The following is a 25,348-nucleotide window of genomic DNA, read 5'->3' as shown; positions in this document are numbered from 1 at the left end:
TCACGGCCTGATCGTCGAGGTCGTCGGCGGGGTGGCCGCCGTCGACCTCGGGGCCGTCGTGCTGCCCGGCGACGGCGGGTCCTGGGGCGCCAGCGGCAGCGTGCGCACCGTCGTCTCGTCGATGCGGCTGCAGAGGCGCTTGGCCGGGTCGGGCCGGTCCTGGCCCGGCTGCTGCGCGGTCGTCGTCGCGGGCCGGTAGGGGTCGATCCGGGCGCCGCTGATGACCTGGACGCTGTCGTAGGCGGGTCGGCCCTCGAGCAGGTTGCGGAACGAGTAGCGGGTCAGCGAGGTCAGTTCGCACGACGTGCCGAACTGGGCGATGTCGAAGGCGTAGGGCTGCCCGTCGAGCTCCTGGCCCGGCCCCTCGGAGTAGTGCGACACGACGCCACCGCCCGTGAACGTGCCGACCTGGATCCGATTGCCCTCGATCGCGGGCGTGTGCATGTGCCCGTTGACGAGCAGGCGGGCGCGGTCGACCTGCTCGGCGGCATACGGCTCGTGCGTCACGACGAGGTCGGGCTCCGGCTGGTCGGCGAGGGCGGCGTTGTAGCGGTCGGCGGCCGGCTTGGCCTTGGCGGTGGGGTCGGCGTTGTCGTCGCCGAAGTAGCGGGGGTCGTTGAAGCCGGTGATCCGCAGGCCGTGGAAGGTCAGCTCGCGCAGCGAGCCGGCCGCGTCCTCGAGGAGCACGACGTTGGGGATGCGCCCGAGGCGTGCGACGAGGGCGCGGTCGCTCGCCGAGGACTGGTCGTGGTTGCCGCTCGTGAAGATGTAGGGCACCCCGAGCGACTGGATCGAGCGGTAGAGGTCGGCGGCGTCGCCCTCCTGGACGCGGCCGAAGTTGACGAGGTCGCCGCTGTCGATGACCGCGTCGATGTCCTCCTCCGCGATGATCGTCTTCATCAGGGCGTACTGGTTGGCGCCGTGGATGTCGGAGACGAGCAGCAAGCGCGCCGAGACGGGCTCGTTGACGTTGCCGGCGACGTACTTCTGCTGGAGCGCCTGAGTCACGGCGAGGAGGTTGCGGAAGTAGGGCGTCACCTGGCTGGCCCGCGCCTCGACGTCGGCGAGCAGTCCGGCGTTGCGCTGGACGACGCCGAGCACGCCGCTCGTGCGGTACTCCGCGAAGCGGCTCGGCTGGTAGGTCAGGGCGATCCCGCCGAACGTGCCGACGGTCGCGACGACCATGGCCGACGCGACGAAGAGCACGTGGTGGCGGCGGGTCGTGCGCTGCCGCACGTAGTGCGAGGCCAGTGCGAGCAGCACCGCGATGGCCAGCGCGCCGAGGGCGAAGCGCACGCCGACACCGACCGCGGCCTGGGAGATCGCCGACGAGATCTCGTCGGCCGACGGCTGCAGCGCCTTGATGTCGACGTTCGGGCGGGTAAAGAGGTTGGTGATCTCCTCCCGCACGGCGACCTGCACGTCGAGACCGGGCGCGACCAGGGGAGAGGCGAACTGGACGTCGACGTCGCCGACGATGGTCGGCGCGTGCAGCACGGGGGAGTGACGGGGCACCGGGTCGAGGCGCAGCACGGCGCGGTACTGCGACGTCTCGGCCACGGTCGGCGCGAGGTTGGTCGCGGCCACGCCGCCGAGGTAGCAGGCGGCGAGCACCGCGAGCCACTTGAGGACGTGCGACCCACGGCGCAGCCAGGGGCTGTCGCGGGCCAGCAGGGTCCCCACCTGTCGCATCGCCTCACCCTAACCGGACCCGGACGCGTCACCGGGACGGCACCGCGCGTTCACGTCGGCGTGCTGGCATGGAGGCATCAGCGCACCGGAGCGAGGAGGGGTCGCCGTGTGGGCACGTCGCAGGACCGTCGTCGTCACGTCGGTGACGGCGTATGCCGTCCTGCTCGTCGTCGGGCCGCACCTCCTCGGTGCGTGGACGGGTGCGGTGGTGCTCGTCGCGAGCTATGTCGTCGGCTTCGCGTGGCTCGTGCTCGTCGTGGCGCCGTGGGCCGCGAGAGGCCGACCGCGGGGCACGCCCGTGCGGCACCCGCGACCGTAGTCTGACCGGGTGAGCCTCGAGCACCGACCGAACCGGATCATCCTCGTGCGGCACGGCGAGTCCGAGGGCAACCTCGACGACACGATCTACGAACGGCTGCCGGACCACCGGATCGGCCTGACGCCCAAGGGTTTCGAGCAGGCTCGGCAGACCGGGGCCGCGATCCGTGACGTGCTCGACGGGGAGAGCGTCGAGGTCTACGTCTCGCCGTACGTCCGCACCCGGCAGACCCTCGAGGCGCTCGCCCTGCCGGTCGCCGACCGGGACGTGCGGGTCGAGCCGCGCCTGCGCGAGCAGGACTGGGCCAACTTCCAGGACCCCGCCGACATCGCCGAGCAGAAGGCGCAGCGCGACCGCTACGGCCACTTCTTCTACCGCTTCCGCGAGGGCGAGTCCGGCTCGGACGTCTACGACCGCGTCTCGACCTTCCTCGAGTCGATGCACCGCAACTTCGAGACGCCGGCCGCGCCGCGCAACGTCGTCGTCGTGACGCACGGGCTGACGATGCGCCTCTTCTGCATGCGGTGGTTCCACTGGAGCGTCGAGTACTTCGAGTCGCTCGACAACCCCGAGAACGCCCAGCCGGTCGTCCTGCTGCGGCAGCAGGACTTCCGCTACAAGCTCGAGCGACCCTTCACGCAGTGGGACGCCGGCGTCGTGCCGACCGAGCGCGAGCGCTCCAGCTGGCTCTGACGGCCGTCACCACACGGCATACGCGATCCTCGGGTGTGGCCTAGAGGTACTGGCCCGTGGGCCCCGCCTCGCCCGGGTGGCCCTCGCCGGGCTGCATCCCGGGAGGCGTGCCGTACGAGGAGCCGGGGCCGGGCGGCAGGGCGCGCATCTGCTGGAGCTGCTGCTGGGCCGCCATCTGCTGCGCGACGAGCGCGGTCTGGATACCGTGGAAGAGGCCCTCGAGCCAGCCGACGAGCTGGGCCTGGGCGATGCGCAGCTCGGCGTCGCTCGGGGATTCGTCGCGGAAGGGCAGCGCGATGCGGTCGAGCTCGTCGACGAGCTCGGGCGCGAGGCCGTCCTTGAGCTCCTCGAGGGACCGGTGGTGCACCTCGGCGAGGCGGCGACGCCCGGCCTCGTCGAGGGGCGCGTTGCGCACCTCCTCGAGCAGCTGCTTGATCATCGAGCCGATGCGCATGACCTTGGCCGGTTCCTCGACGAGGTCGGCCGGGTTGGTGCGCTCGCGCGGCTCCTCGCGGGGGTGCTCCGCGTGGCCGTCCTCGCGCTCGGGGCGCCGCTCGTCGCCCGAGGGGTCGGCGACACCCATGCCGTCGGGCGTCACGACGACGATTCGGGGCTCGTCGCCGTTCGCGGTGCTGTCGGGGTGCTGGTCCGGTCGGCTCGCGTCGTCGCTCATGCGCTCCATCCTGCCGCACGGGTCGGGGTCCGTGCGTCCCCCCGTCGGGCGCACGGACCCCTGGCTGGTGGCGTATGCCGTGTGGCCGGCTCCATCGGATCAGGTGGCCCTGCGCACGACCACGGGAGCGCGGCGGATCGAGACCCAGGCGAGCGCGCCGGCGACGAGCGGCACGAGCAGGACCGGGAGCAGGATCTGCAGCCACGGGACGGGGATCGTGGGCGGCAGGACCCGCGCCCCGTCCACTCCCGCCGTGGTCAGCACGATCCGGGCCAGGCCGATCCCGGGCGCGAGACCCACGAGCAGGCCCAGCGCCGCACCGAGCAGGCCGAGGTAGAGCGCCTGGGACCCCGCCAGGGCCCGCCGGGTCCGCCGGGTCGCCCCCACGGCTGCGAGGGTCCCGAGCAGCGGGGCGTTCTCGGTCTGGCTCAGCGCGGTGGCGATGAGGGTCGCGACGAGGATGACGAGGCCGATGACGCCGAACAGAATGGTGAGGGCGAGGCCGTCGTCGCGCTGGTAGCCCCGCTCGACGCTGACGGTCGCGTCGCCCTGGCTGGCCCGCAGGGCATCCGTGAGGCGGGACTCCAGGTCCGGGGAGATGCCGCCGTCGGCGCGGACCACGAGCGCCGTGGGCGTGGTGGCCACACCGAGCTTCTCGGCCGTCGCCGTCGTCACGACGCCGGCCGGGCCACCCGAGTAGAGCACCAGCAGGCGTGTCCACTGTGCCTGGGTCAGGTGCGCCACCTGCATCCGGACGACCTCGGTCCGGGCCGCGGTCGGCGCCACCCAGTTGCCCTGGGCGTCGACGGACTGTCGCCAGCGCAGGAAGGTGGCCGAACCGGCTGTCTCGTCGAGGACGACGGGCCGTGCCCGGTCGACGTCACGGAGCAGGTAGCCCCCACGGTCGGGCAGGGGCAGGCTCGCCACCTCGGCCGGGTCGACCGTGGCGACTCCGCCGCTGCGCAGGACCTGTTGCTGCGCGGACGTCAGGTCGAGGAACTCCGTGAGATCGGTGAGGTCCGCCGCCTGGAGGGTCGCGAACGGCACGTCGTTGCTGAAGTTCGAGGCCGTCACGCACTTCGTGCTGGGGTCCGGGATCTCGTTGCCACCGACGGGGCGGGGGATCACCTGTGCGTCCGTGCAGCCGGGGCGACGGGCAGCCAGCATGACCCGGCCGTCCTCCTGGTTGTAGTCGGCGAGCTCGCTGAGCACGAGTGGTCGCAGGGTCGGGTCCGTGGCCTTCACCGTCCGGGCCAGGTCGAAGAGGCGAAGGGGCGTGAGGCCGCCCTGCACGACGGCCTGCCCCTGCCTGGTCACGGGGATGTGGTCACGGGCTGCTCGGGTCGTGTCGGCCTCGAGGCCGATGCAGACGACGGACAGCACGGCGGCTCCACCCATGATGGCGGCCACGGTCGGAGTGGCACGTCCGCGCTGGCGTCCGGCCTCACGGGCGGCCATGCGCAGCGGAAGCGGTAGTCGGTTGGCGCCCCGGGCCACGAGCGCGAGGCTGAGCGGGACGACGAGGAGCGAGCCGATGACGATCGCGAGGGACCCGCCGACGAAGGCGGCGACGGCCGAGGAGGGGTCGCGGAACGACGCCCACGTCACGGCGACGGCCCCGGCCGCCACGAGCACGGCGCCGACGACCGGTACGCGCCGTCTTAGCTTCGGCGACACGCTCTGGCCGCGCAGCACGGAGACGACGTCGAGTCGTCCGAGCCCTCGGCTCGGCAGGACGGCTGCGACGACCGAGCTGAGCACGGCGGCTGCTGCCACCGCGACGACGGCCGGCCACGGCACCTGCACCGGGCCGACGAAGAGGTCGGGCCGCACGAGGCGCGTCACGAGCACGGATCCGACACCGCCGGCGACGCCCAGGGCCGCCCCGACGACGGCGGAGAGCACCCCGAGGACCAGGGCCTGCGCGAGAACGGTGCGCCGCAGCTGCCGGGTCGTGGCGCCGTTGGACGCCGCGAGGGCCAGCGTGCGTCGCTGACGGGCCGCCCCCACGGCGAAGGCCGGCCCCGCGAGGAGCGTCGTGAGCAGGACGAGTCCGAGCGCGGCCAGCGCGATGACGAGGGCCACCGTGTTGTCGGACGAGGCGCCCTCAGAGCGACGCGTCATCGTCTCGGGGTGCTCGGCGACGAACCGGCTGAAGGCTCCCACGCCGTAGGTGTTCAGGCGCTCGACCTCGCTCCAGGTCATGGGCTCGGTGCGGTTTACGAGCCACTGGCGCTGGGCGTAGTCCGACGGCAGGGGAGTCGTCACGAGATCGGACTGCCTGACGTACTGGCCGCCCTGCGCGTCGAACCCGCGACCGACTCCGACGATGGTGAGGGCTCGTTCGGGAGCCTCGCCGGCGGAGCCGAGCACCCGCAGCCCGACCGTGCCGCTGCGCGGCAGGCCGTTCTCGATGCCTGCGGCGGTCACGAGCGCCTCGCCAGGGCTGGCGGGCCAGCGACCGGAGTCGAGCGTGACCCGCGGTGCCAGCACCGCCGGGTCGCGGCTGTCGACCCCGAGCGCGTTGCCGGAGAGGTAGTGGTCACCGACGCGGATCGTCGCGGGCACCGAGGTGACCTCGACGAGCCGCGCGTGCAGCAGGGTCGAGAGGGCAGCAGCTTCGCTGCCATCACCGAGGCCGGGGACGGCCCTGGCGGCAGGGGGCTCGGTCTTGCCGGGCCACTCCTGCTGCTCCATCGGGTCGAGCAGCTGGCGCAGCTGCAGGGGCTGGGGCGGGATGACGTAGCCCTGGCTCTGCCCGAGCTGGAAGGGCAGGCGCTCGGATGCGTCGAGGTCGTCGGTGAACCACAGCGTCGTCGCGGCGGTGAGGAGCAGGACGGGCAGGCCGACCATGATGACGACGAGCAGGCTGCGGCCGCGGTGGCGGCGGACGTCGCGGCGAGCCATCCGCAGGGAGACGCGCCAGCCGGCGCGCCACGGGGCGAGGCGCGACGCCGGCGCCGAGGTGTTCTCGTCGCCCACGTCAGCGGGCCTCTGCGAGGAGGGAGTCCGCCGTCGGCGCGGCGCCGGTCTCGTCGACGATGACCCCGTCGCGCAGGAAGACCACGCGGTCGGCCCAGGCGGCGTGCCGGGCCTCGTGCGTGACGAGCAGTCCTGCGGCCCCGGCGTCGCAGCGCTGGCGCAGGATCTTGAGCACGCCCTCGCCCGTGTGCGAGTCGAGGGCTCCGGTCGGCTCGTCGGCGAGGACGAGCGTCCGCTCGCCGACGAGGGCGCGGGCGATGGCCACCCGCTGCTGCTGGCCGCCCGACATCTGGTCGGGGTAGCGGTCGGCGAGCTCGCGCAGCTTGAGCCGGTCGAGCGCGTCGAGGGCTTGTGACCGGGCCCGGCGGACCGACCAGCCGTCGAGCTCGAGCGGCAGGCCGATGTTCTCCGCCGCCGTCAGGCTCGGGATGAGGTTGAGGTCCTGGAAGACGAAGCCGATCGAGCGACGGCGCAGTGCCGCCAGTCCCTTGACGTCGAGGGACGAGACGTCCACGCCCTCGACGACGACCCGGCCGCTCGTCGCGCGGTCGAGGCCGCCGGCGAGGTTGAGCAGGCTCGACTTGCCCGAGCCGGACGGGCCCATGACCGCCACGAGCTCACCGCGGGCGACGGTCAGCGACGCGTGGCTGAGGGCCACGACCTCGGTCTCGCCCGCGCCGTGGACGCGTGAGACGTCCTCGAGGACGAGGACCGGACTGTCCGGACGGGAAGAGGCGCTCACGACCGGCCGCCCTTCGACGCGGCGGTCGCCCGCGGGGCGTCGTCCTCAGCCACGGAGCCGGCCGCGCGCGCCCCACGGAGGGTGGCTGACGGCATACGGCTCAGCGTGGACTCCACGTGGTCGAGCCAACGGACCTCGGCCTCGGCGGCGAAGAGGAGGTTCTCGAGGACGAGCAGCCAGGCGAGGTCGTGCGCGTCGGGCTCGTCGCTCGCGCGGCTCTTGAGGCGCGTCAGGTCGCGCAGGTGCTTCAGCGTCGCGGTGCGCTGGGTCTGCACGACGCGCTGGACGTCGACGCCCGGCGAGGTGACGGCGAGCGCGAGCTTGATGACGAGCTCGTCGCGCGGCGTCGAGTCGCGGTCGACGGGCGTGAGCCACCACGACTCGATCTCGGACCGCCCGGCCTCGGTGAGGCGGTAGGCGATGCGCCCCTCGTCGTCGCTGCCGCCGACCGGCTCGACGAGACCGTCGCGCTCGAGCCGGGCGAGGGTCGTGTAGACCTGCCCGACGTTGAGCGGCCACGTGCCGCCGGTGCGTGCCTCGAACTCGCTGCGCAGCCGGGCGCCGTACATCGGCTCCTCGGCGAGCAGTGCGAGCAACCCCTGCTTGACGGACATTCGCGAACCCCCTGCATACTCGGTATTCCCTCAGGTGAGGACATGTATACCGAGTATGCCGAGGGCTGGCAAGCAAGGACGCGCGGTCAGTGCGCGCCGGCCGTGGCGAACCACGGGTGGTGCAGGTCGTGGTAGCTGACGTCCTGCATCATCGAGCTCATCTCGTCCATCTCCTGGCGGGCCTCCGGCGGCGGGCTCTTGTGCTCGCCCTCGCGCGCCTCGGCCTCGGTGCGGAACGCCATCGTCTGGGTGAAGAAGCCGTCCGCGTCGATCGCCACCGTGCCACCGATGATGTCGGGTCGCGCCTCGTGGAGCATGTCCATCGGCCGCTCCATCATGTGCCGGAACCGCTCCGGGTCGCTGAGCCGGCCCTGGATGACCTGGACGAAGCCGGCGTCGTCGCTGCCGCCGTCGAGCATCATCGTCACGTCGTCGCAGTCGTGGAAGCTCGCCTCGCCGTCGAAGAGCCGCGCCGCCTCCTGCCACCACGCGCCCTGCTCGGGCCGCGCAGAGTTGGCCTCGGCCGAGGCGCGCGAGTCGAAGCGGACGACCCCGACGAACTCGTTGTCGTCGGTGATGCCGTACGTCCCGCCGAGCCAGCCCTGCGCCCCCGGCTCGAGCTCCTCGCGCCACCGGTCCATCTGCCGGTGGAGTGCGTCGGCGTCAGTGCACCGACCCTGGATGACCTGGATGAACACCGTGAACCTCCCGTGGGATCAGGGGCCGCTTCGCGCCGAAGTGGTCCATCGATCGACGGTACGCCGGTCGGGGTCGACCGTCACGGGACGAGTCCGACACGGCCGGATCGTCCCGCGCGACAGGGCTGTTCGCGTCCCGCTGGGGGTGAAGGTCGAGGGTCGGGAGGTCCGGTCAGCGTCCGGTGGTGAGCAGGATCTTGCCGATGTGGCCCGAGGCCTCCATCTCGCGGTGCGCCTCGGCGGCGTGCTCGAGCGGGTGGCGCGAGTGGATGACGGGTCGCACGGCGCCGGACTCGATGAGCGGCCACACGTGCTCGCGGACGGCGGCGACGATCGCCGCCTTCTCCGTCGCGGGCCGCGCCCGCAGCGAGGTCGCGATGACGGCCGCGCGCTTGGCGAGCAGCATGCCCATGTCGAGCTCGCCCTTGCGACCGCCCATGAGGCCGATCGTCACGAGCCGCCCGTTGATCGCCAGCGCCTCGACGTTGCGGGCGAGGTACTTCGCGCCCATGTTGTCGAGGATGACGTCGGCGCCGTGGCCCTTGGTCAGCTCGCGCACCCGCTCGACGAAGTCCTCCTCGCGGTAGTTGACGAGGAACTCGGCGCCGAGCTCGCGACACACGTCGAGCTTGGCCTGGCTGCCCGCCGTCACGGCGACGTGGGCGCCGACGGCCTTGGCGAGCTGGATGGCCATCGTGCCGATGCCGGAGCTGCCGCCGTGGACGAGGAGCACCTGCCCGGGCTGGATGTTGGCGACGAGGAAGACGTTGGACCACACCGTGCACGCCACCTCGGGCAGCCCGGCGGCGTCGACGAGCGAGACGCCGCGCGGCACGGGGAGCAGCTGGTCGGCAGGCACCGCCACGCGCTCGGCATAGCCACCGCCGTCGATGAGGGCGCACACTTCGTCACCGACCTGCCAGCCCTCGACGCCCTCGCCGAGCGCCGCGATGCGTCCGCTGACCTCGAGCCCCGGGTACTCCGACGCACCGGGCGGGGGCGGGTAGTGGCCGAGCCGCTGCATGACGTCGGCGCGGTTGACGCCCGCGGCGACGACGTCGAGGAGCACCTGCCCGGCCTGCACCTCGGGGTCGGGGACCTCGTCGAGGACGAGGCTGTCGGCGTCTCCGGGCTCCGGGATCGTGATGGCGCGCATGGGACCGAGCCTATTGACCTGCGGCCTCCGCACGAAGGAGCGCCCCGCCCGGGGCCGACGTGTCCGCGGTGACGTGCCACACCCGACCGGCACCCACGACCCGTCCGTCCGGTCCGAGACGGGTGCCCTCGTCGATGGCGACGCCGCTCGGCGCCAGCCCCGCCGCCACGACGGCGACGAGCCGTGACACGTTGCCCCACTGGGCGGCATGGACGTCGACGGACCCCGGCACCAGGCCGATCCCCTCGACGACCGCGACGGCGTCGAGGTCCTCGTTGCTGTCCTCCGGGCAGACGGCTCGACCGTCGAGGCGCCAGCCGCCGATCACCGCGTGGGACCCCGCGATGGCAGCGCCGGCCGAGAACCCGGCATACGGCATACCTGACTCGACGAGCGTGCGGATGCGGCCGTAGGCACCCGCGAGGGATGCGTGGTACTCCGGCGTCGGACCACCGCCGACGAAGAGCCCGTCGACCCCGTCGAGCGCGGTCACGTCGAACGGCGAGCCCTCCGGCACCCGCTCGACGACGAGCTCGTGGCCGCCGACGAGCCCGAGGGTGTGGACGTACTTCTCGTGGTACTCGCGGGACTCGGGGTCGGTGCCCATGACGACGAGGAGGATGCGCGGGGTGGCGCCGGCGCGGCGGGCCGCGGCCTCGACGAAGTCGCCGTAGAGCGCGGGGGCGAGGTCGTCGTCCCAGCCGCCGCCGATGAGGTGGACGTCCATGTCGGCACCCTAGGAGAGGTCGGGCCCCCGCGGGGGCTCAGCGACGGGCGGCGTTGGGGCTCAGGCGTCGTGCGATGTCGTCGGCGGCAAGGCGCGCCCGGGCGACGAGCTCCGTCACGTGCTCGGTCGTGGCATCGGCGGTGCGCAGCGTCAGCGCGATCGCGGCGAGCGGGCGGCCCGCGCGGTCGAGGACGGGCACGGCGACCGAGGAGAGGTCCGTCGTCACGGTGCCCTCCTCGCGGGCGTAGCCGTCGGTCCGCGTCCGGGTGAGGACGCTGCGCAGCTCGCCCAGAGACCGCGGTCCGCCGCCACTGCGCTCGACGAACGACGCGCGGTCGGGATAGAGCGCGCGCACCTGCGTCGCCGGCAGCGCCGAGAGCATGGCGAGCCCGCTCGCGGTGAGGTGGGCGGGCAGGCGCACGCCGACGTCGGTGACGAGCATCGGCTGGCCGGGCGCGCGCTCCTCGAGGAGGTAGATGACGTCGCGTCCGTCGAGCGTCGCGAAGTGGGCGTTGCGCCCGCACTGGTCGACGAGCCGGCGCATCGCGGCTCGCGCGACGCGGGCCAGGGGCGCCTGACGCTGGTAGGCGGAGCCGAGCTCGTAGGCCGCCTGGCCGAGCCCGAAGCGCCGCTCCTCCACGTAGTGCGTGACGTAGCCGCGCCCGTGCAGCACCTTGAGCAGGTGGTAGACCGAGCTGCGGGGCAGGCCCAGGTCGCGCGCGATGGACGCGGCGGGCACCGGCTCGGCGTGGCGGGAGAGGTGCTCGAGGACGTCGAGCGCATTGGCGGCGGCCGGGGCGTTGGACACGTGGGCCCACCTCCAGTCCGCGATCGACGACGTCTCGCATCCGAGACAATTGTCCACCCTGGCGGGCCGTCGCGCCAGCGCCGGGGCGGTTCGATGGGTCCATGAACGCAGCACCCGCCACCGCCGGCCTCCACGCCCCCCTCGGTTCCGCCGGCCCCGTCGGTCCGGTCACCGTCGGCACCGGCCCGCTCTCGCCCGACGAGGTCGTCGCCGTCGCCCGCCACGGCGCCCGCGTCGAGCTGTCCGCCGAGGCCGAGGCCGAGATCTCGCGCAGCCGCGCGGTCATCGAGGACCTCGCGCACGACACCGTGCCGCACTACGGCGTGTCCACCGGCTTCGGCGCCCTCGCGACCCGCCACATCCCGACGGCCCTGCGCGCACAGCTGCAGCGCTCGCTCGTGCGCTCCCACGCGGCCGGTGCCGGCCCCGAGGTCGAGCGCGAGGTCGTGCGCGCGCTCATGCTGCTGCGCCTCTCGACGCTCGCCACCGGGCGCACCGGCGTCCGCCTCGAGACCGCGCGGGCGTATGCCGCCCTGCTCAGCGCCGGGATCACCCCGGTCGTGCACGAGTACGGCTCGCTCGGCTGCTCGGGCGACCTCGCGCCGCTCTCGCACTGCGCGCTCGCCGTCATGGGCGAGGGGCCGGTCCGTCTCGCCGACGGCACCCTCACGGATGCCGCGACCGCCCTGCGCGACAACGGGATCGAGCCCGTCGTCCTCGCCGAGAAGGAGGGTCTCGCCCTCATCAACGGCACCGACGGCATGCTCGGCATGCTCGTCCTCGCCATCCACGACCTGCGCCACCTGCTCAAGGTCGCCGACGTGTCCGCGGCCATGAGCGTCGAGGGCCTGCTCGGCACCGACGACGTCTTCGCCGCCGACCTGCACGCCCTGCGACCGCAGGTGGGCCAGGGTGCGTCGGCCGCGAACATCCTTGCCGTCATGGCGAACTCACCGATGCGGGAGTCCCACCGCACCGAAGAGTGCACGCGCGTCCAGGACGCCTACTCCCTGCGCTGCGCGCCCCAGGTGCACGGCGGCGCCCGCGACACGGTCGAGCACGCGGCCCGCGTGGCCGCTGCCGAGCTCGCCTCCGCCGTCGACAACCCCGTCGTCACGCCCGACGGCCGCGTCGAGTCCAACGGCAACTTCCACGGAGCCCCGGTCGCCTACGTCCTCGACTTCCTCGCCATCGTCGCGGCCGACGTCGCGTCCATGGCCGAGCGCCGCACCGACCGCTTCCTCGACCAGTCGCGCAACCACGGCCTGCCGCCGTTCCTCGCCGACGACCCGGGCGTCGACTCGGGCCTGATGATCGCGCAGTACACCCAGGCCGCCATGGTCTCGGAGATGAAGCGCCTCGCCGTGCCCGCGTCCGTCGACTCGATCCCGAGCTCGGCCATGCAGGAGGACCACGTGTCGATGGGCTGGTCCGGCGCCCGCAAGCTGCGCCGGTCCGTCGACGCCCTCGGCCGCGTCCTCGCCATCGAGGTGCTGACGGCGGCGCGCGGCATCCAGCTGCGGGCACCGCTCGAGCCGGCCCCGGCGACCGGCGCCGTCGTCGCCGCGCTGGCCGCCCGCGCCAACGTCGCACCCGGCCCGGACCGCTTCCTCGCCCCCGACATCGAGGGCGCCTGCGCGGCCGTGACCGACGGCGTCGTCCTCGCCGCCGCCGAGTCCGTCACCGGCCCCCTCCGCTGACCCCCCACCCCCAGCTGACCCACCCACCCCCAACCGTCGAAAGGCCAAAGTTTGTCGGTCCTGACGAGTCGAGTGGCCGAAGTTTGCGACAAGCGCTGGCCTCTCGACGGGCACCGACCCGCAAGGAATGGCCTTTCGACGGGTGAACCACACGGCATACCAACGAATTTCCCGCTCGAAGGAGAGTGACATGGAAGGTGCACGACCCGTCCGCGCGGCTCGCGGCACGCAGCTGACCGCGCAGTCGTGGGCCACCGAGGCCCCGCTGCGGATGCTGATGAACAACCTCGACCCCGAGGTGGCCGAGCGCCCCGACGACCTCGTCGTCTACGGCGGCACCGGCCGGGCAGCCCGCGACTGGAAGTCGTTCGACGCCATGGTGCGCACGCTGACGACGCTGAAGCAGGACGAGACGATGCTCGTCCAGAGTGGCCGCCCCGTCGGCGTCATGCAGACCCACGAGTGGGCGCCGCGCGTGCTCATCGCCAACTCCAACCTCGTCGGTGACTGGGCCACGTGGCCGGAGTTCCGCCGCCTCGAGCACCTCGGCCTGACGATGTACGGCCAGATGACGGCCGGGTCCTGGATCTACATCGGCACCCAGGGCATCGTCCAGGGCACCTATGAGACGTTCGCCGCCGTCGCCGAGAAGCGCTTCGGCGGCACCCTCGCCGGCACGCTCACGCTGACCGGTGGCTGCGGCGGCATGGGTGGCGCGCAGCCGCTCGCCGTCACGATGAACGACGGCGCCTGCCTCATCGTCGACGTCGACCCGGCCCGGCTGCACCGCCGCGTCGAGCACCGCTACCTCGACGAGGTCGCCAAGGACCTCGACGACGCCATCGACAAGGCGCTCGCCGCCAAGCGCGAGCGTCGCGGCTGGTCCGTGGGCGTCGTCGGCAACGCGGCCGAGATCTTCCCCGAGCTGCTCCGCCGCGGCGTCGAGATCGACATCGTCACCGACCAGACCTCGGCGCACGACCCCCTCAGCTACCTCCCCGAGGGCGTCGCCCTCGAGGACTGGGCCGAGTACGCCGAGAAGAAGCCCGAGGACTTCACCGACCGTGCCCGCGCCTCGATGGCCAAGCACGTCAAGGCGATGGTCGAGTTCCAGGACGCCGGCGCCGAGGTCTTCGACTACGGCAACTCGATCCGCGACGAGGCCCGGCAGGGCGGCTACGACCGGGCGTTCGAGTTCCCCGGCTTCGTGCCCGCCTACATCCGGCCGCTCTTCTGCGAGGGCAAGGGCCCGTTCCGCTGGGCGGCCCTTTCCGGCGACCCGCGCGACATCGCCGCGACCGACAAGGCCGTGCTCGACCTCTTCCCCGACAACGACCGCCTGCACAAGTGGATCCGCGGCGCGCAGGACCGGATCGCCTTCCAGGGCCTGCCCGCCCGTATCTGCTGGCTGGGCTACGGCGAGCGCGATAAGGCCGGGCTCGCGTTCAACGAGCTCGTCCGCACCGGCGAGGTCAGTGCTCCGATCGTCATCGGTCGCGACCACCTCGACTCGGGCTCGGTCGCCAGCCCGTACCGCGAGACCGAGGCCATGGCCGACGGCTCCGACGCGATCGCGGACTGGCCGCTGCTCAACGCCCTCGTCAACACGTCGAGCGGCGCGAGCTGGGTCTCGATCCACCACGGTGGCGGCGTCGGTATCGGCCGCAGCCTGCATGCCGGCCAGGTCTCCCTCGCCGACGGCACCGACCTCGCGGCACAGAAGCTCGCGCGCGTGCTGACCAACGACCCCGGCATGGGCGTCATCCGTCACGTCGACGCGGGCTACGACATCGCCGACCGGGTCGCGCACGAGCGCGGCGTCCGCATCCCGATGCAGGAGGGCTGAGGGGCCGTATGCCGTTCAGCGCTCCCGTCTCCGCATTCGATGTGTTGCCGCGGCCTCTGGGCCGCGGGGACACATCGAACCGGGGGACGCCGGGAGGGCTCGGGTGCAGCGCTCAGCGGGGGCGGCGCACCGTGATCGGGCCCTTCGCGTGGTCGGGGTCGATGACCCGACCGCCCTGGACGATCTGGGCGCGCCCGGCGGCGACGAGCCGTCGGGCCGCGTTGCGGGCGGGCTCGACGAGGGTCTCCCACTCGGCGCCCCCGACAGCCCGGGCCGCATCGGCCGGGTCGACGGTGGCCGAGGCGGCGTGCGCCCTGACGAGCTTGGCCAGGGCGTCCTCGAGCTCGATGTCGACGGGGGTCAGGCCGCGCTTGCGGCAGTTGTCGGAGCACCAGCGCACGGTCGCCCAGTCACGCTCCCAGGCCTTGCGCCACGTGATGGTGCGGCCGCAGCGGGCGCACGGTTTGGTGGGCAGCGGGGTGCGGGACATGGTGACCAGTGTCCGGCATCCTGACCTCTTGACGCGCCACGAGGGGCAATCCGTGGCCTCTCGACGGTGCCGGACCCGCGAAGATTGGCCTCTCGACGGGACGGGACCCGCAAAACGTGGCCTCTCGACGGGTGAGGGGGTGGGGTGGCCGTGGTCAGGGGGTTTTGCGGGTCTCCTCGTCGGAGATGTCGGCGACGGTCGCCTCGAAGAGGCGGATGACGTCGTCGCCCTGCACCGTGAGGCCGACCCCGTGAGCGCCGCCGCCGATCGAGATGCGACGGCCCACGAGGTGGCTGTCGGCGATGACCGGCAGACGGGTGGCCGAGCCGAACGGGGTGATCGTGCCGCGCTCGTAGCCCGTCACGGCCTTGGCGGCCTCGGCGTCGGGCATCGAGATGCGGTTCGTGCCGAGCAGCGCGCGCACCTTGGCCCACGAGAACGTGCGGTCACCGGGTACGAGGACGAAGACGTGGTCGTCCTCGGCGCGACGCACGACGAGGGTCTTGATGAGGTCGCGCGGCTCGATGCCGCGGGCGGCCGCGGCCTCCTCGAGGCTCGAGACGCGGCCGTGCCGGGTCACGGTGTGCTCGATGCTTGCCGCGAGAACGGCATCGACCGCGGGCGTCCGCGGGATGCCCAAGTCACTACGCTCGGCCGTGTCATCGCGGTCAGGGTCCATGGAGCAGAGCCTAGTTACGGAGCCGGGGGCAGACGCCGGCGTTGCGAGGAGTGGTGATCGAGGTGACAACGACCTTCGACCGGATGTGGGCCGACCTCGAGCCCCTCGGTCGGGACGCCGCGACGGGTGGCTACCGCCGCTTCGCGTGGACCCCGACCGACCACGACCTACGGGAGTGGTTCGCCGCCGAGTGCGCGGCCCGCGGTCTCGACCTCGTCGAGGACCGCGCCGGCAACCAGTGGGCCTGGTGGGGTGACCCCGACACCACGCCCGGGGTCGTCATCGGCTCGCACCTCGACTCCGTCCCCGACGGCGGCGCCTTCGACGGCCCCCTCGGCGTCGTCAGCGCCCTCGCCACGGTCGACGCGCTGCGCGAGGCCGGGGTGCAGCCCGACGTGCCGCTCGGAGTCGTCAACTTCGTCGACGAGGAGGGCGCCCGCTTCGGCATCGCCTGCGCGGGGTCGCGGATCATCACCGGCGTCCTCGACTCCGACCGTGCCCGGGCGCTCACCGACGCCGACGGCGTCAGCATGGCCGAGGCCTGGCGCAGCGCCGGCCGGGACCCCGAGACGCTCGGCCGCGACGACGAGACGGTGCGCCGCGTCGGCCGCTTCGTCGAGCTGCACGTCGAGCAGGGCAAGGCGCTGGCCCTCGCCCCCGACGGCGGCGACGACCTCACCGACCCGAGCCGCGCGGTCGCCATCGGCACCGACATCTGGCCGCACGGCCGCTGGCGCGTCGACATCCCCGGCGAGGCCAACCACGCGGGCACGACGCGCATCGCCGACCGCCGGGACGCGATGATCGGCCTCGCCGACGTCATCCAGGCGGCCCGGTCGTATGCCGTGGGGCTCGGCTGCGTGGCCACCGTGGGCAAGGTCGACGTCGTCCCGGGCGGCGTCAACGCCATCCCCAGCCACGTCACGGCCTGGCTCGACGCCCGTGGCAGCAGCGAGCACGTCGTCCGCTCGCTGGTCGAAGCCGTCTCGTCCGAGGTCGCCCGTGCCGGCGCGACGACGACCGAGGAGTCATGGACCCCGACGACGACGTTCGACGCGCGACTCGTGGAGCGGCTGCACGGCATACTCCCCGAGGCGCCGCTGCTCGGCACGGGCGCCGGGCACGACGCCGGCATCCTCGCCACGCACGGCGTGCCGAGCGCGATGCTCTTCGTGCGCAACCCCACAGGTGTTTCACACTCACCCAGCGAGTCCGCGAGCACCGAGGACTGCCACCATGGGGTCACGGCCCTCACCGCCGTCGTGACCGAGCTGTGCACAGGGAAGGACCCCGAGTCGATGAGCGTGGCCCGATGACTGTTTTCTGGTGCGAGAGCGCTTGGCTCACAGGAGGATTGGCGCGACGGGTGCGCCTGGTGACGCAGGACGGCCTGCTCAAGGACGTCCTCGTCGACGCCGACCCCGAGCCCGACGACATCCGACTCGCCGGCGTGACCCTGCCCGGCATGGCCAACGCCCACAGCCACGCCTTCCACCGTGCCCTGCGCGGGCGCGTCAACGGCGGCGGCGGCAACTTCTGGAGCTGGCGCGAGCAGATGTACGCCGCGGCCGAGCAGCTCAACCCCGACACGTACTTCGCGCTGGCGCGGGCCGTCTTCGCCGAGATGGTGCAGGCCGGCATCACCGTGGTGGGGGAGTTCCACTACGTCCACCACCGTCCCGGCGGCCAGCCCTACCGCGACCCCAACGCCATGGGGCTCGCGGTGCGCCAGGCGGCCGACGAGGCCGGCATCCGGCTGACGCTGCTCGACACGTGCTACCTCGAGGGCGGCCTCAACGGCGGCGGCCACGTCGAGCTGCACCCCGGCCAGCTCCGGTTCAGCGACGGCACCGTCGACGCGTGGGCCGAGCGCATGTCGTCGCGCAGGCACGAGACGGACCGTGTGCGCCTCGGCGCGGCCATCCACTCGGTGCGCGCGGTCAAGCGCGAGGACCTGCCCCGGGTCGTCGAGGCCGCGGGCGACCTGCCGCTGCACGTCCACCTCTCCGAGCAGCACGGCGAGAACCTCGCCTGCCAGATGTTCTACGGCGCGAGCCCGACCCAGCTGCTCGACGAGGCCGGCGCGCTCGGCGCGCACTCGACCGCCGTGCACGCCACGCACCTCGAGGACCGTGACATCGAGCTGCTCGGCGGCACCGGCACCGGCGCCTGCTTCTGCCCGACGACCGAGCGCGACCTCGCCGACGGCATCGGCCCGGCCCGGGCCCTGCACGACGCCGGCAGCCCGCTCTCGCTGGGCTCTGACCAGCACGTCATCATCGACCCCTTCGAGGAGCTGCGCGGCCTCGAGATGCACGAGCGGCTCATCACCAACGAGCGCGACCGCTTCTCGGCCAACGACCTGCTCCTCGCGGCCTCGTTCAACGGCTACCGCTCCCTCGGCTGGTCCGACGGTGGTCACCTGAGCAAGGGGGCGCTCGCCGACTTCGTCACGGTGCGCACCGACACGGTCAACACCGCGGGCGCCGCCTACGACCAGATCATCTACGCGTGCGTGGCCTCCGACGTCTCGACCGTCGTCGTCGGAGGTGACGTCGTCGTCAGCGACGGCCACCACCGGATCGGTGACGTGGGCCGCCTGCTCGGCGCCGCCATCGACCGCGTCGCCGGCGGGGTCCCGGTGTGAGTGCCCGTGTGGGTGCCGGCACGACCCTGCTCCTCACCGGCATCGCCGAGCTGACGACGAACGACGCGGCCCGGGGCGAGGGCCACACCGACCCGGGTGACGCCCTGCTCGGCATCGTCCGCGACGCCGCGGTGCTCGTCAGCGGGTCCGGCGCGGACGCGCGGATCGAGTGGGTCGGCCCCGCCGCCGAGGCACCCGACGCCGACGATCAGCGCGACCTCGGGGGACGGGCGGTCATCCCCGGCTTCGTCGACTCGCACTCGCACCTCGTCTTCGCCGGCGACCGTTCGGCGGAGTTCGCCGCGCGCATGACCGGCACGCCCTACGACGGCGGGGGCATCGCCGTCTCGGTCGCGGCCACCCGCGCCGCCAGCGACGACGAGCTGCGGGCCCTCGTCGCGGGCCGCGTCGCCGAGATGCGCGCCCAGGGCACGACGACCGTCGAGATCAAGAGCGGCTACGGCCTGACCCTCGAGGACGAGCTCCGCAGCCTGCGCATCGCCCGCGAGCTCACCCCGCACACGACCTTCCTCGGCGCGCACGTCGTGCCACGCGAGTACGCCACGCGGCGGGCGGCCTACGTCGACCTCGTGACCGGCCCGATGCTCGACGCGGTCGTCGCGGACGGGCCCACCGCGCTCGCCGAGAGCATCGACGTCTTCTGCGAGCCGCACTCCGCGCACGCGTTCGACGGCGACGAGGCCCGCACGATCCTCGAGGCCGGCCGCGCCGCGGGCCTGTCCCTGCGCGTCCACGGCAACCAGCTCGGCCACGGGCCGGGGGTCCGCCTCGCCTGCGAGCTCGGTGCGCGCAGCGTCGACCACTGCACCTTCCTCGACAGCGCCGACGTCGAGGCCCTCGTCGCCGCGCGCGGGACGACGGTTGCGACGCTGCTGCCCGGGGTCGAGTTCTCGACGCGCTCGCCCTACCCCGACGCGCGGGCGCTCATCGACGCCGGCGTCGACGTGGCGCTCGCGAGCGACTGCAACCCCGGCACGTGCTACTCCTCGTCGATCCCGTTCGCCATCGCGCTCGCGGTCCGCGAGATGGGGATGACGCCGGCCGAGGCGCTGCACGCGGCCACGGCCGTGTCGGCCCGTTCGCTCGGTCTCGACCGAGCTGTCGCGCCGGGGCAGCCGGCCGAGCTGGCGGTGCTCGACGCGCCGAGCCACCTGCACCTCGCCTACCGCGCCGGGGTGCCGATCGTGCGTGCGCTCGACCTCTAGCTAGCTGGTCGCGGGCTCGTCGTCGGGGTGCGTGCAGCGCAGCACCGAGCCGGGTCCGGGGTGAATGAGGCCGGTGTGCCCGTCGGCCCACTCGACGACGTAGGGAGGCGCGCCGCCCGCGCCCTTGACCTCGCGGATCACCCCCTCGCGCGTGCTCTGACCGACGTGCTCCGCGGCCATCGTGATGCGGTCACCGACCCGTGCCTCCATGGCACACCTCCTCGCGCTGGGGATCCCTCCTAGGACACCACCTCCGGGCCCGCGCCGGAAGGACTTCGCGGGTCGCGACCGACGCACCTCAGTCGAGCAGCACCCGCTCGCCGTAGCGCGGCACCGAGACGGCACAGTCGAACCGATCGCGTATGCCGTCCGCCAGCGCCCGTGCGGCCGCGGGCTCCCCGTGGACGACGTGGACGCTCTCCGGGGGCCGCGGCATCTCGCCGATCCAGGTGAGCAGCTCGTCGGCGTCGGCGTGCACCGAGAACTCGTCGAGCGTCACGACCTCGGCGCGCACCGGCACGTAGTGCCCGGACATCTTCAGCTCGCGGACCCCCTCCTGCAGGTCGCGGCCGCGGGTGCCGATGGCCTGGTAGCCGGTGAGGAGCACGGTGTTGCGCGCCTGGGGGAGCAGGTGGCGCAGGTGGTGCACGACCCGGCCGCCCGTGGCCATGCCGGACGCCGACACGATGATGCACGGGGTGCCCGGGGTGTTGAGCCGCATCGACTCCTCCGCACTGTGCGCCTCGCGCAGCCCGGACAGCCGGCGCAGCCGCTCGAGCGCCTCGGGCCGGACCTCCGCCGCGTGCGTCGGGTCCCGGTAGATCTCGAGCGCGGCGAGGGCCATCGGGCTGTCGACCCAGATGGGCACGTCGGGGATCGAGCCCGACTCGACGAGGTCGGCGATGGCGAGCAGCACGATCTCGGTGCGGTCGACGGCGAAGGCCGGTACGACGACGCTGCCGCCCCGCCGGATGGTGCGCCGGATCGCGTCGGCCATGACGCGGTGCTCGGGGTCGACCTCCGGGTGGGTGCGGTCGCCGTACGTCGACTCGACGACGACGGTGCGGGCTGCCGGCGGACGGGCGCGCGGCAGCAGGACGGGGTGGTCCGGCCGCCCGAGGTCGCCGGAGAAGAGCACGCTCGCCTCACCCATCTCCACGAGCACGCTCGAGGAGCCGAGGATGTGCCCGGCCGGCACGAAGGTCACCGTCGCGGCGCCGGCCGGCCCCACGCGTACGACCGGGTCGGTCACGGGACGCAGGGCGGCGATGGCCTCGTCGGCGTCGGCCACGGTGTAGAGCGGGAGCGGCGGGTCGTGCTTGGACCAGCCACCGCGCCGCGCACCCTCGGCCTCCTCCTCCTGCAGGTGCGCGCTGTCGCGCAGGATGACCGCCGCCAGGGCCGCGGTCCCGGCCGTGGCGTGGACCGGACCGGCGAAGCCGCCCCTGACGAGCGCGGGGAGGTATCCGCAGTGGTCGAGGTGGGCGTGGGTCAGGGCGACGGCGTCGACCAGGGCTGGGTCGACCGGCGGAGCCTCCCAGTTGAGCGCCCGCCAGCGCCGCTCACCCTGGTAGAGGCCGCAGTCGACCATGAGCCTCGCGTCCTCGCCCTCGAGCAGGAACTTGCTGCCGGTGACGGTGCCGACCGCACCGAGGAACGTCAGGGCCGGTGCCGGTCCGGAGCGTGCCGTCCTCGCCGGCGTCGCAGGTCTCGCAGGTCGTTCGTGACGGTCCATGGCCACTCCTCGGTCCACCTCCATCGTCCTCCGGGGGAGTGGGCGGTGGGCGGGGTTCGTGGCGTGACGATCGAGACAGGCGGCCCGTCGTCCTGCGGTCGTGCTGCGTCTGCGACCGTGGTCTGACGACGGCCCGGAGCGGCCCTCATAGGCTCGGGGCGTGAACGAGGGACGTGTCTACGAGTGGCTGCAGCGGCGGCCGCTCCTCTTCGACGTCCCGCTCGCCGTCGTCCTCGCGCTGCTGGGCCTCGTCCTGCTCGGCGAGGGCCAGGGGTGGGGCTGGGCCGTCGTGGGGGTGTCGTCGCTCGCGCTCATCTGGCGGCGCTCGCACCCCGCCGTCGCCTTCGCCGTCGTCAGCATCGCGCTGGCCGTCCGTGTCATCCCGACGAGCAACCTGCTGCCGGGTGACGTCGCCTTCCTCGTCGCGCTCTACTCCCTCGCCGCCTACGACCGCCGCCGCGGGGTGCGCCTCGCCGGGCTCGGCGTCGCGGCGCTCGGCTCGGCCATCGCCGGCCTCCGCTTCACGGCCCCGTCCGGTCGCGTGCCGGGCGCGGCCGAGTTCACCTTCACCTTCCTCGCGTGCGCGGCCGCGTCGCTCGCCGCCTGGGCGCTCGGCGACCTCAAGCGCGCCCGGCTCCAGCGCCTCGCCGACCTGCAGGACCGCGCCGAGCGCGTCGAGCGCGAGCGCGAGCAGGAGCTTCGGCTCGCCGCCCAGCAGGAGCGGGCGGCCGTCGCGCGCGAGATGCACGACGTCGTCGCGCACGCACTGTCCGTCATCGTCGTGCAGGCCGACGGCGCCGCGTATGCCGCTGAGCGCAGTCCCGAGGGCGCGCTCGCCCGGTCGGTGGGCGCGCTCGAGACCATCGGTGCGACCGCCCGCGACGCGCTCGGCGAGACCCGGCGCCTCGTCGGGGTGCTCCGTGACCCGGAGTCCGGTGTCGAGCTCGCACCGACCGGTGGCGTGGCCCAGCTCGACGACCTCGTGGCCGGGGTGCGCGCGGCCGGGGTGCCGGTGACATTGACCGTCCGGGGCGCCGAACGGCGGCGACCCGTGGGACTCGACCTCGCGGCATACCGAGTCGTGCAGGAGTCGCTGACCAACGTCATCAAGCACGCGGGACCGGGAGCGAGCGCCGTCGTGGACGTCGAGCAGACCGACGAGCGCATGCGGATCTGCGTGTGCGACGACGGAGTCGGGGCGCACAGCGCCCACGACGGGCGCGGGCACGGGCTGGCCGGCATGCGAGAACGCGTCGCGGTGCACGGCGGCACCCTGACGGCCGGACCGCGCCCCGGTGGCGGTTTCGAGGTGCTCGCCACGATGCCGACGGAGAGGGACCAGTGACCGACACGACCTGGAGCGGGACGGCCCGCCCGACCGACCGCCCGACGAGGGTGATGATCGTCGACGACCAGGCCCTCGTGCGGGCCGGCTTCCGCATGGTGCTCGACGCCGAGCCGGACATCGACGTCGTCGCCGAGTGCGCCGACGGCCAGGCCGCCCTCGACGCGCTGCCCGGGCGCGCCGTCGACGTCGTGCTCATGGACATCCGGATGCCCCGGCTCGACGGCATCGAGGCGACCCGTCGCATCGTCGACCGCGGCGAGACCCCGAAGGTGCTCGTCCTGACGACCTTCGACCTCGACGAGTACGTCTACGCGGCGCTCCGCGCGGGAGCGGCAGGCTTCCTGCTCAAGGACGCCGGGCCGTCGGAGCTGCTCTCGGCGATCCGTGCCGTCCACACCGGTGACGCCGTCGTCGCCCCGGGTCCCACCCGGCGGCTGCTCGACCGCTTCCTGCCCGTGCTGGCGAGCCGGAGCCGACCGTCCGGGCTCGACCGGCTCGACGTGCTCACCGAGCGCGAGCGCGAGGTGCTCGAGGCGGTCGGTCGGGGCCTCAACAACTCCGAGATCGCCGCGGCCCTCTTCGTCGCCGAGGCCACGGTCAAGACGCACATCGGGCGCGTCCTGGCCAAGCTCGGCCTGCGCGACCGGGTGCAGATGGTCGTGCTCGCCTACGAGACGGGTCTCGTCCGCATCGGCGACGGCTGAGTCCGCGGGCGCCCTGCTGTCGGCGGCCGGCGCGTCACGTCGTCCGGACGTGCGCCTCCTCGCCCGTGCGCTCCTCGATGTCGTGCTCCGCGTCGCCGATCAGCTGGTCGGCCAGGTGGCGCAGCGCCCGCGCGACGGCGACCTCGTCGCCGATCCGGCGGTCGGCCGTGTCGTCGGCCGAGCGGTGGCTGGACCCCTTGGCGCTGATCCGGTCGGGCGGGTCGGCGACGAGCACCACCGTGGCGCTCGTGTCGTCCCCGGCCTCGAGCAGCGAGACGCGGACCTGCCACTCGCGCAGGTGCTGCGTCGGCTCGTGCTCGGTCGCCGCAGCGGGGGCTGCGGGGGCGGCTGCGGGCGCGGCTGCCGTGTCGTCGGCGGCGCCGAGGTGCAGCACCGAGCCCGGTCCGGGATAGATCAGACCGGTGTGCCCGTCCGCCCACCGCACGACGAACGGCGGCCCGCCGTCCGCCCCGCGAACCTCGAGCACCTCCCCGTCCCGGGTGGGTTCGTCGATGTGCTCTGCTGCAAGGACGATGCGGTCTCCGACGTGTGCTCTCACGATGGCCTCCTCGATCGGGTCTCAGATCAGGACAGCACCCCACGGGCCGGGGTGCTCAGGGGCGAAGGGCTCGGCCAGGCGGGACCGTCGGGTTCGGGGGCGGGACCTTGGGCCCTTGCCGCGGCCGCCGCCCGGGGAGTGAGATCGGCAGTGGTGGTGCGCCCGCACGACCGACGACCCGAGGGAGGCGCCGTGGGCACGATGCAGGCGTGGGTCGTCGACGAGCCGGCGCCGCTGCGGCGTCGCCCGCTCGTCCGGGCCGAGCTGCCCGTGCCGCAGCCCGGCCCCGGCGACGTGCTGGTCCGCGTGCGCGCCTGTGGGGTGTGTCGCACCGACCTGCACGTCGTCACGGGCGATCTGCCGCGGCACCGGCACCAGCTCGTGCCCGGCCACGAGGTGGTGGGCGAGGTCGCGCTCCTCGGCGACGGCGCCCACCGCTTCGCGCCCGGCGACCGCGTCGGCGTCGCGTGGCTCCGGAGCACGTGCGGCTCGTGCCGCTGGTGCCGCGCCGGCCGCGAGAACCTCTGTGCCGCATCGCGGTACACCGGCTGGGACGCCGACGGGGGGTATGCCGAGTGGACCGTCGTGCCCGAGGCGTACGCCTACCGGGTGCCACCCTCGTTCTCCGACGTCGATGCCGCCCCGCTGCTGTGCGCCGGGATCATCGGGTACCGGTCGCTGCGCCGCGCCGAGCTGCCACCGGGAGGACGGCTCGGCATCTACGGCTTCGGCGCCAGCGCCCACCTCACGGCCCAGGTCGCCGTCGCGCAGGGCGCCGAGGTGCACGTGCTGACCCGTGGGGCGGGAGCACGAGAGCTCGCCACAGAGCTCGGGGCGGCCTCGGTCGGCGGACCGACCGACGCCCCGCCGGTCCCGCTCGACGCCGCCATCCTCTTCGCCCCCGCGGGCGACCTCGTCCCCGTCGCCCTGGAGGCCCTGGCGCCGGGCGGCACGCTCGCCGTGGCCGGCATCCACCTCAGCGACATCCCCGTGCTCGACTACCAGCGCCACCTCTTCCGGGAGCGGTCGCTGCGCAGCGTCACGAGCAACACGAGGCAGGACGGCGAGGAGTTCCTCCTGCTCGCCGAGCGGCTGGGCCTGCGGGTCGCCACGACACCGGTGCCGCTGGACGAGGCGGACCGCGCCCTCGTCGAGCTCGAGGAGGGCCGCGTGCACGGCGCGGCCGTGCTCGTGCCCTGACGGATCTCCTGAGAGCACCACCTGACGGCACCACCTGACGGCACCACCTGGCGGCACCACCTGGCGGCACCACCTGGCGGCGCCACCGGGACCGGACGTCCGGGAGCACC

Annotated in this window: 24 protein-coding genes; 10 read left to right on the top strand and 14 right to left on the bottom strand. The window is 73.6% G+C overall.

Features of this window, described 5'->3' with window-relative positions; genetic code table 11:
• Complete coding sequence (locus tag U5C87_RS01675; RefSeq protein ID WP_330474915.1) at window positions 1-1,692, bottom strand: metallophosphoesterase family protein; 1,692 nt, start codon at window positions 1,690-1,692, stop codon at window positions 1-3.
• 106 nt (window positions 1,693-1,798) lie between these two features.
• On the opposite strand from U5C87_RS01675, the gene U5C87_RS01670 reads away from it, so the two are divergent.
• Together U5C87_RS01670 and U5C87_RS01665 are read left to right on the top strand one after the other, a co-directional pair.
• Complete coding sequence (locus tag U5C87_RS01670) at window positions 1,799-2,011, top strand: hypothetical protein (RefSeq protein WP_330474914.1); 213 nt, start codon at window positions 1,799-1,801, stop codon at window positions 2,009-2,011.
• 9 nt (window positions 2,012-2,020) lie between these two features.
• The gene (locus U5C87_RS01665; protein WP_330474913.1) at window positions 2,021-2,704 is read left to right on the top strand and encodes a histidine phosphatase family protein; all 684 of its coding nucleotides are present in this window, start codon (window positions 2,021-2,023) and stop codon (window positions 2,702-2,704) included.
• A 40-nt stretch (window positions 2,705-2,744) separates the two neighbouring features.
• Here the strand turns inward: U5C87_RS01665 and U5C87_RS01660 are convergent, their stop codons facing one another.
• From U5C87_RS01660 to U5C87_RS01625, 8 genes are all read right to left on the bottom strand, one after another.
• Window positions 2,745-3,377, bottom strand: a complete 633-nt coding sequence (locus U5C87_RS01660; RefSeq protein ID WP_330474912.1) for a proteasome activator — start codon at window positions 3,375-3,377, stop codon at window positions 2,745-2,747.
• 99 nt (window positions 3,378-3,476) lie between these two features.
• Window positions 3,477-6,359: an FtsX-like permease family protein gene (locus U5C87_RS01655; RefSeq protein ID WP_330474911.1), complete on the bottom strand. Its 2,883-nt coding sequence runs from the start codon at window positions 6,357-6,359 to the stop codon at window positions 3,477-3,479.
• 1 nt (window position 6,360) lies between these two features.
• The gene (locus U5C87_RS01650; RefSeq protein ID WP_443082095.1) at window positions 6,361-7,101 is read right to left on the bottom strand and encodes an ABC transporter ATP-binding protein; all 741 of its coding nucleotides are present in this window, start codon (window positions 7,099-7,101) and stop codon (window positions 6,361-6,363) included.
• Window positions 7,098-7,715, bottom strand: a complete 618-nt coding sequence (locus U5C87_RS01645; protein WP_330474910.1) for a PadR family transcriptional regulator — start codon at window positions 7,713-7,715, stop codon at window positions 7,098-7,100. Before U5C87_RS01645 ends, U5C87_RS01650 begins: the two co-directional genes overlap by 4 nt.
• Window positions 7,716-7,801: 86 nt before the next feature.
• A complete protein-coding gene (locus U5C87_RS01640; RefSeq protein WP_330474909.1) occupies window positions 7,802-8,413 on the bottom strand; it encodes a hypothetical protein in 612 nt (203 codons plus the stop codon).
• A gap of 172 nt (window positions 8,414-8,585) precedes the next feature.
• The gene (locus U5C87_RS01635) at window positions 8,586-9,569 is read right to left on the bottom strand and encodes an NAD(P)H-quinone oxidoreductase (RefSeq protein WP_330474908.1); all 984 of its coding nucleotides are present in this window, start codon (window positions 9,567-9,569) and stop codon (window positions 8,586-8,588) included.
• Between the two features lie 10 nt (window positions 9,570-9,579).
• Window positions 9,580-10,296, bottom strand: a complete 717-nt coding sequence (locus U5C87_RS01630) for a Type 1 glutamine amidotransferase-like domain-containing protein (RefSeq protein WP_330474907.1) — start codon at window positions 10,294-10,296, stop codon at window positions 9,580-9,582.
• Between the two features lie 37 nt (window positions 10,297-10,333).
• Window positions 10,334-11,104 (bottom strand): IclR family transcriptional regulator, encoded by a 771-nt coding sequence (locus U5C87_RS01625; protein WP_030198860.1) that lies wholly within the window; start codon window positions 11,102-11,104, stop codon window positions 10,334-10,336.
• A 101-nt stretch (window positions 11,105-11,205) separates the two neighbouring features.
• Between U5C87_RS01625 and hutH the strand changes: the two genes are divergently transcribed.
• Together hutH and hutU are read left to right on the top strand one after the other, a co-directional pair.
• Window positions 11,206-12,804, top strand: a complete 1,599-nt coding sequence (hutH, locus tag U5C87_RS01620; protein WP_330474906.1) for a histidine ammonia-lyase — start codon at window positions 11,206-11,208, stop codon at window positions 12,802-12,804.
• 190 nt (window positions 12,805-12,994) lie between these two features.
• Window positions 12,995-14,650 (top strand): urocanate hydratase, encoded by a 1,656-nt coding sequence (gene hutU / locus U5C87_RS01615; protein WP_030198865.1) that lies wholly within the window; start codon window positions 12,995-12,997, stop codon window positions 14,648-14,650.
• A gap of 112 nt (window positions 14,651-14,762) precedes the next feature.
• Here the strand turns inward: hutU and U5C87_RS01610 are convergent, their stop codons facing one another.
• Both U5C87_RS01610 and U5C87_RS01605 read right to left on the bottom strand, forming a co-directional pair.
• Window positions 14,763-15,140, bottom strand: a complete 378-nt coding sequence (locus tag U5C87_RS01610; protein ID WP_030198871.1) for a DUF2256 and DUF3253 domain-containing protein — start codon at window positions 15,138-15,140, stop codon at window positions 14,763-14,765.
• Between the two features lie 154 nt (window positions 15,141-15,294).
• On the bottom strand, window positions 15,295-15,819 hold the full coding sequence (locus U5C87_RS01605; protein ID WP_330474905.1) for an aminoacyl-tRNA deacylase: 525 nt from the start codon (window positions 15,817-15,819) through the stop codon (window positions 15,295-15,297).
• Between the two features lie 53 nt (window positions 15,820-15,872).
• Between U5C87_RS01605 and U5C87_RS01600 the strand changes: the two genes are divergently transcribed.
• From U5C87_RS01600 to hutI, 3 genes are read left to right on the top strand one after another with little or no spacing between them, the layout of a single operon-like run.
• Window positions 15,873-17,135, top strand: coding sequence for an allantoate amidohydrolase (locus tag U5C87_RS01600; protein WP_330474904.1), 1,263 nt, complete (start codon window positions 15,873-15,875; stop codon window positions 17,133-17,135).
• Window positions 17,132-18,466 (top strand): formimidoylglutamate deiminase, encoded by a 1,335-nt coding sequence (locus U5C87_RS01595; protein WP_330474903.1) that lies wholly within the window; start codon window positions 17,132-17,134, stop codon window positions 18,464-18,466. Before U5C87_RS01600 ends, U5C87_RS01595 begins: the two co-directional genes overlap by 4 nt.
• The gene (gene hutI, locus U5C87_RS01590) at window positions 18,463-19,692 is read left to right on the top strand and encodes an imidazolonepropionase (RefSeq protein ID WP_330474902.1); all 1,230 of its coding nucleotides are present in this window, start codon (window positions 18,463-18,465) and stop codon (window positions 19,690-19,692) included. Before U5C87_RS01595 ends, hutI begins: the two co-directional genes overlap by 4 nt.
• Here hutI and U5C87_RS01585 read toward each other — a convergent pair whose 3' ends face one another.
• Together U5C87_RS01585 and U5C87_RS01580 are read right to left on the bottom strand one after the other, a co-directional pair.
• Window positions 19,693-19,902, bottom strand: coding sequence for a DUF1918 domain-containing protein (locus U5C87_RS01585; RefSeq protein ID WP_330474901.1), 210 nt, complete (start codon window positions 19,900-19,902; stop codon window positions 19,693-19,695). It abuts the gene before it with no gap.
• Window positions 19,903-19,990: 88 nt separating this feature from the next.
• Window positions 19,991-21,427, bottom strand: coding sequence for an MBL fold metallo-hydrolase (locus tag U5C87_RS01580; RefSeq protein WP_330474900.1), 1,437 nt, complete (start codon window positions 21,425-21,427; stop codon window positions 19,991-19,993).
• Between the two features lie 160 nt (window positions 21,428-21,587).
• Between U5C87_RS01580 and U5C87_RS01575 the strand changes: the two genes are divergently transcribed.
• Window positions 21,588-22,772, top strand: coding sequence for a sensor histidine kinase (locus U5C87_RS01575; protein WP_330474899.1), 1,185 nt, complete (start codon window positions 21,588-21,590; stop codon window positions 22,770-22,772).
• 53 nt (window positions 22,773-22,825) lie between these two features.
• Complete coding sequence (locus U5C87_RS01570) at window positions 22,826-23,479, top strand: response regulator transcription factor (RefSeq protein WP_330476648.1); 654 nt, start codon at window positions 22,826-22,828, stop codon at window positions 23,477-23,479.
• Between the two features lie 34 nt (window positions 23,480-23,513).
• Here U5C87_RS01570 and U5C87_RS01565 read toward each other — a convergent pair whose 3' ends face one another.
• Complete coding sequence (locus U5C87_RS01565; protein ID WP_330474898.1) at window positions 23,514-24,038, bottom strand: DUF1918 domain-containing protein; 525 nt, start codon at window positions 24,036-24,038, stop codon at window positions 23,514-23,516.
• Window positions 24,039-24,239: 201 nt separating this feature from the next.
• Between U5C87_RS01565 and U5C87_RS01560 the strand changes: the two genes are divergently transcribed.
• Complete coding sequence (locus U5C87_RS01560; RefSeq protein WP_330476647.1) at window positions 24,240-25,238, top strand: zinc-dependent alcohol dehydrogenase family protein; 999 nt, start codon at window positions 24,240-24,242, stop codon at window positions 25,236-25,238.
• Window positions 25,239-25,348: the final 110 nt, after the last annotated feature.

Origin of the sequence: Terrabacter sp. C0L_2 (assembly GCF_036352015.1) — a bacterium.
GTDB classification, from domain to species: Bacteria; Actinomycetota; Actinomycetes; order Actinomycetales; family Dermatophilaceae; genus Terrabacter; species Terrabacter tumescens.
Note: the sequence above shows the minus strand (reverse complement) of the source record. Positions and strands in the feature narration are given on the sequence as shown.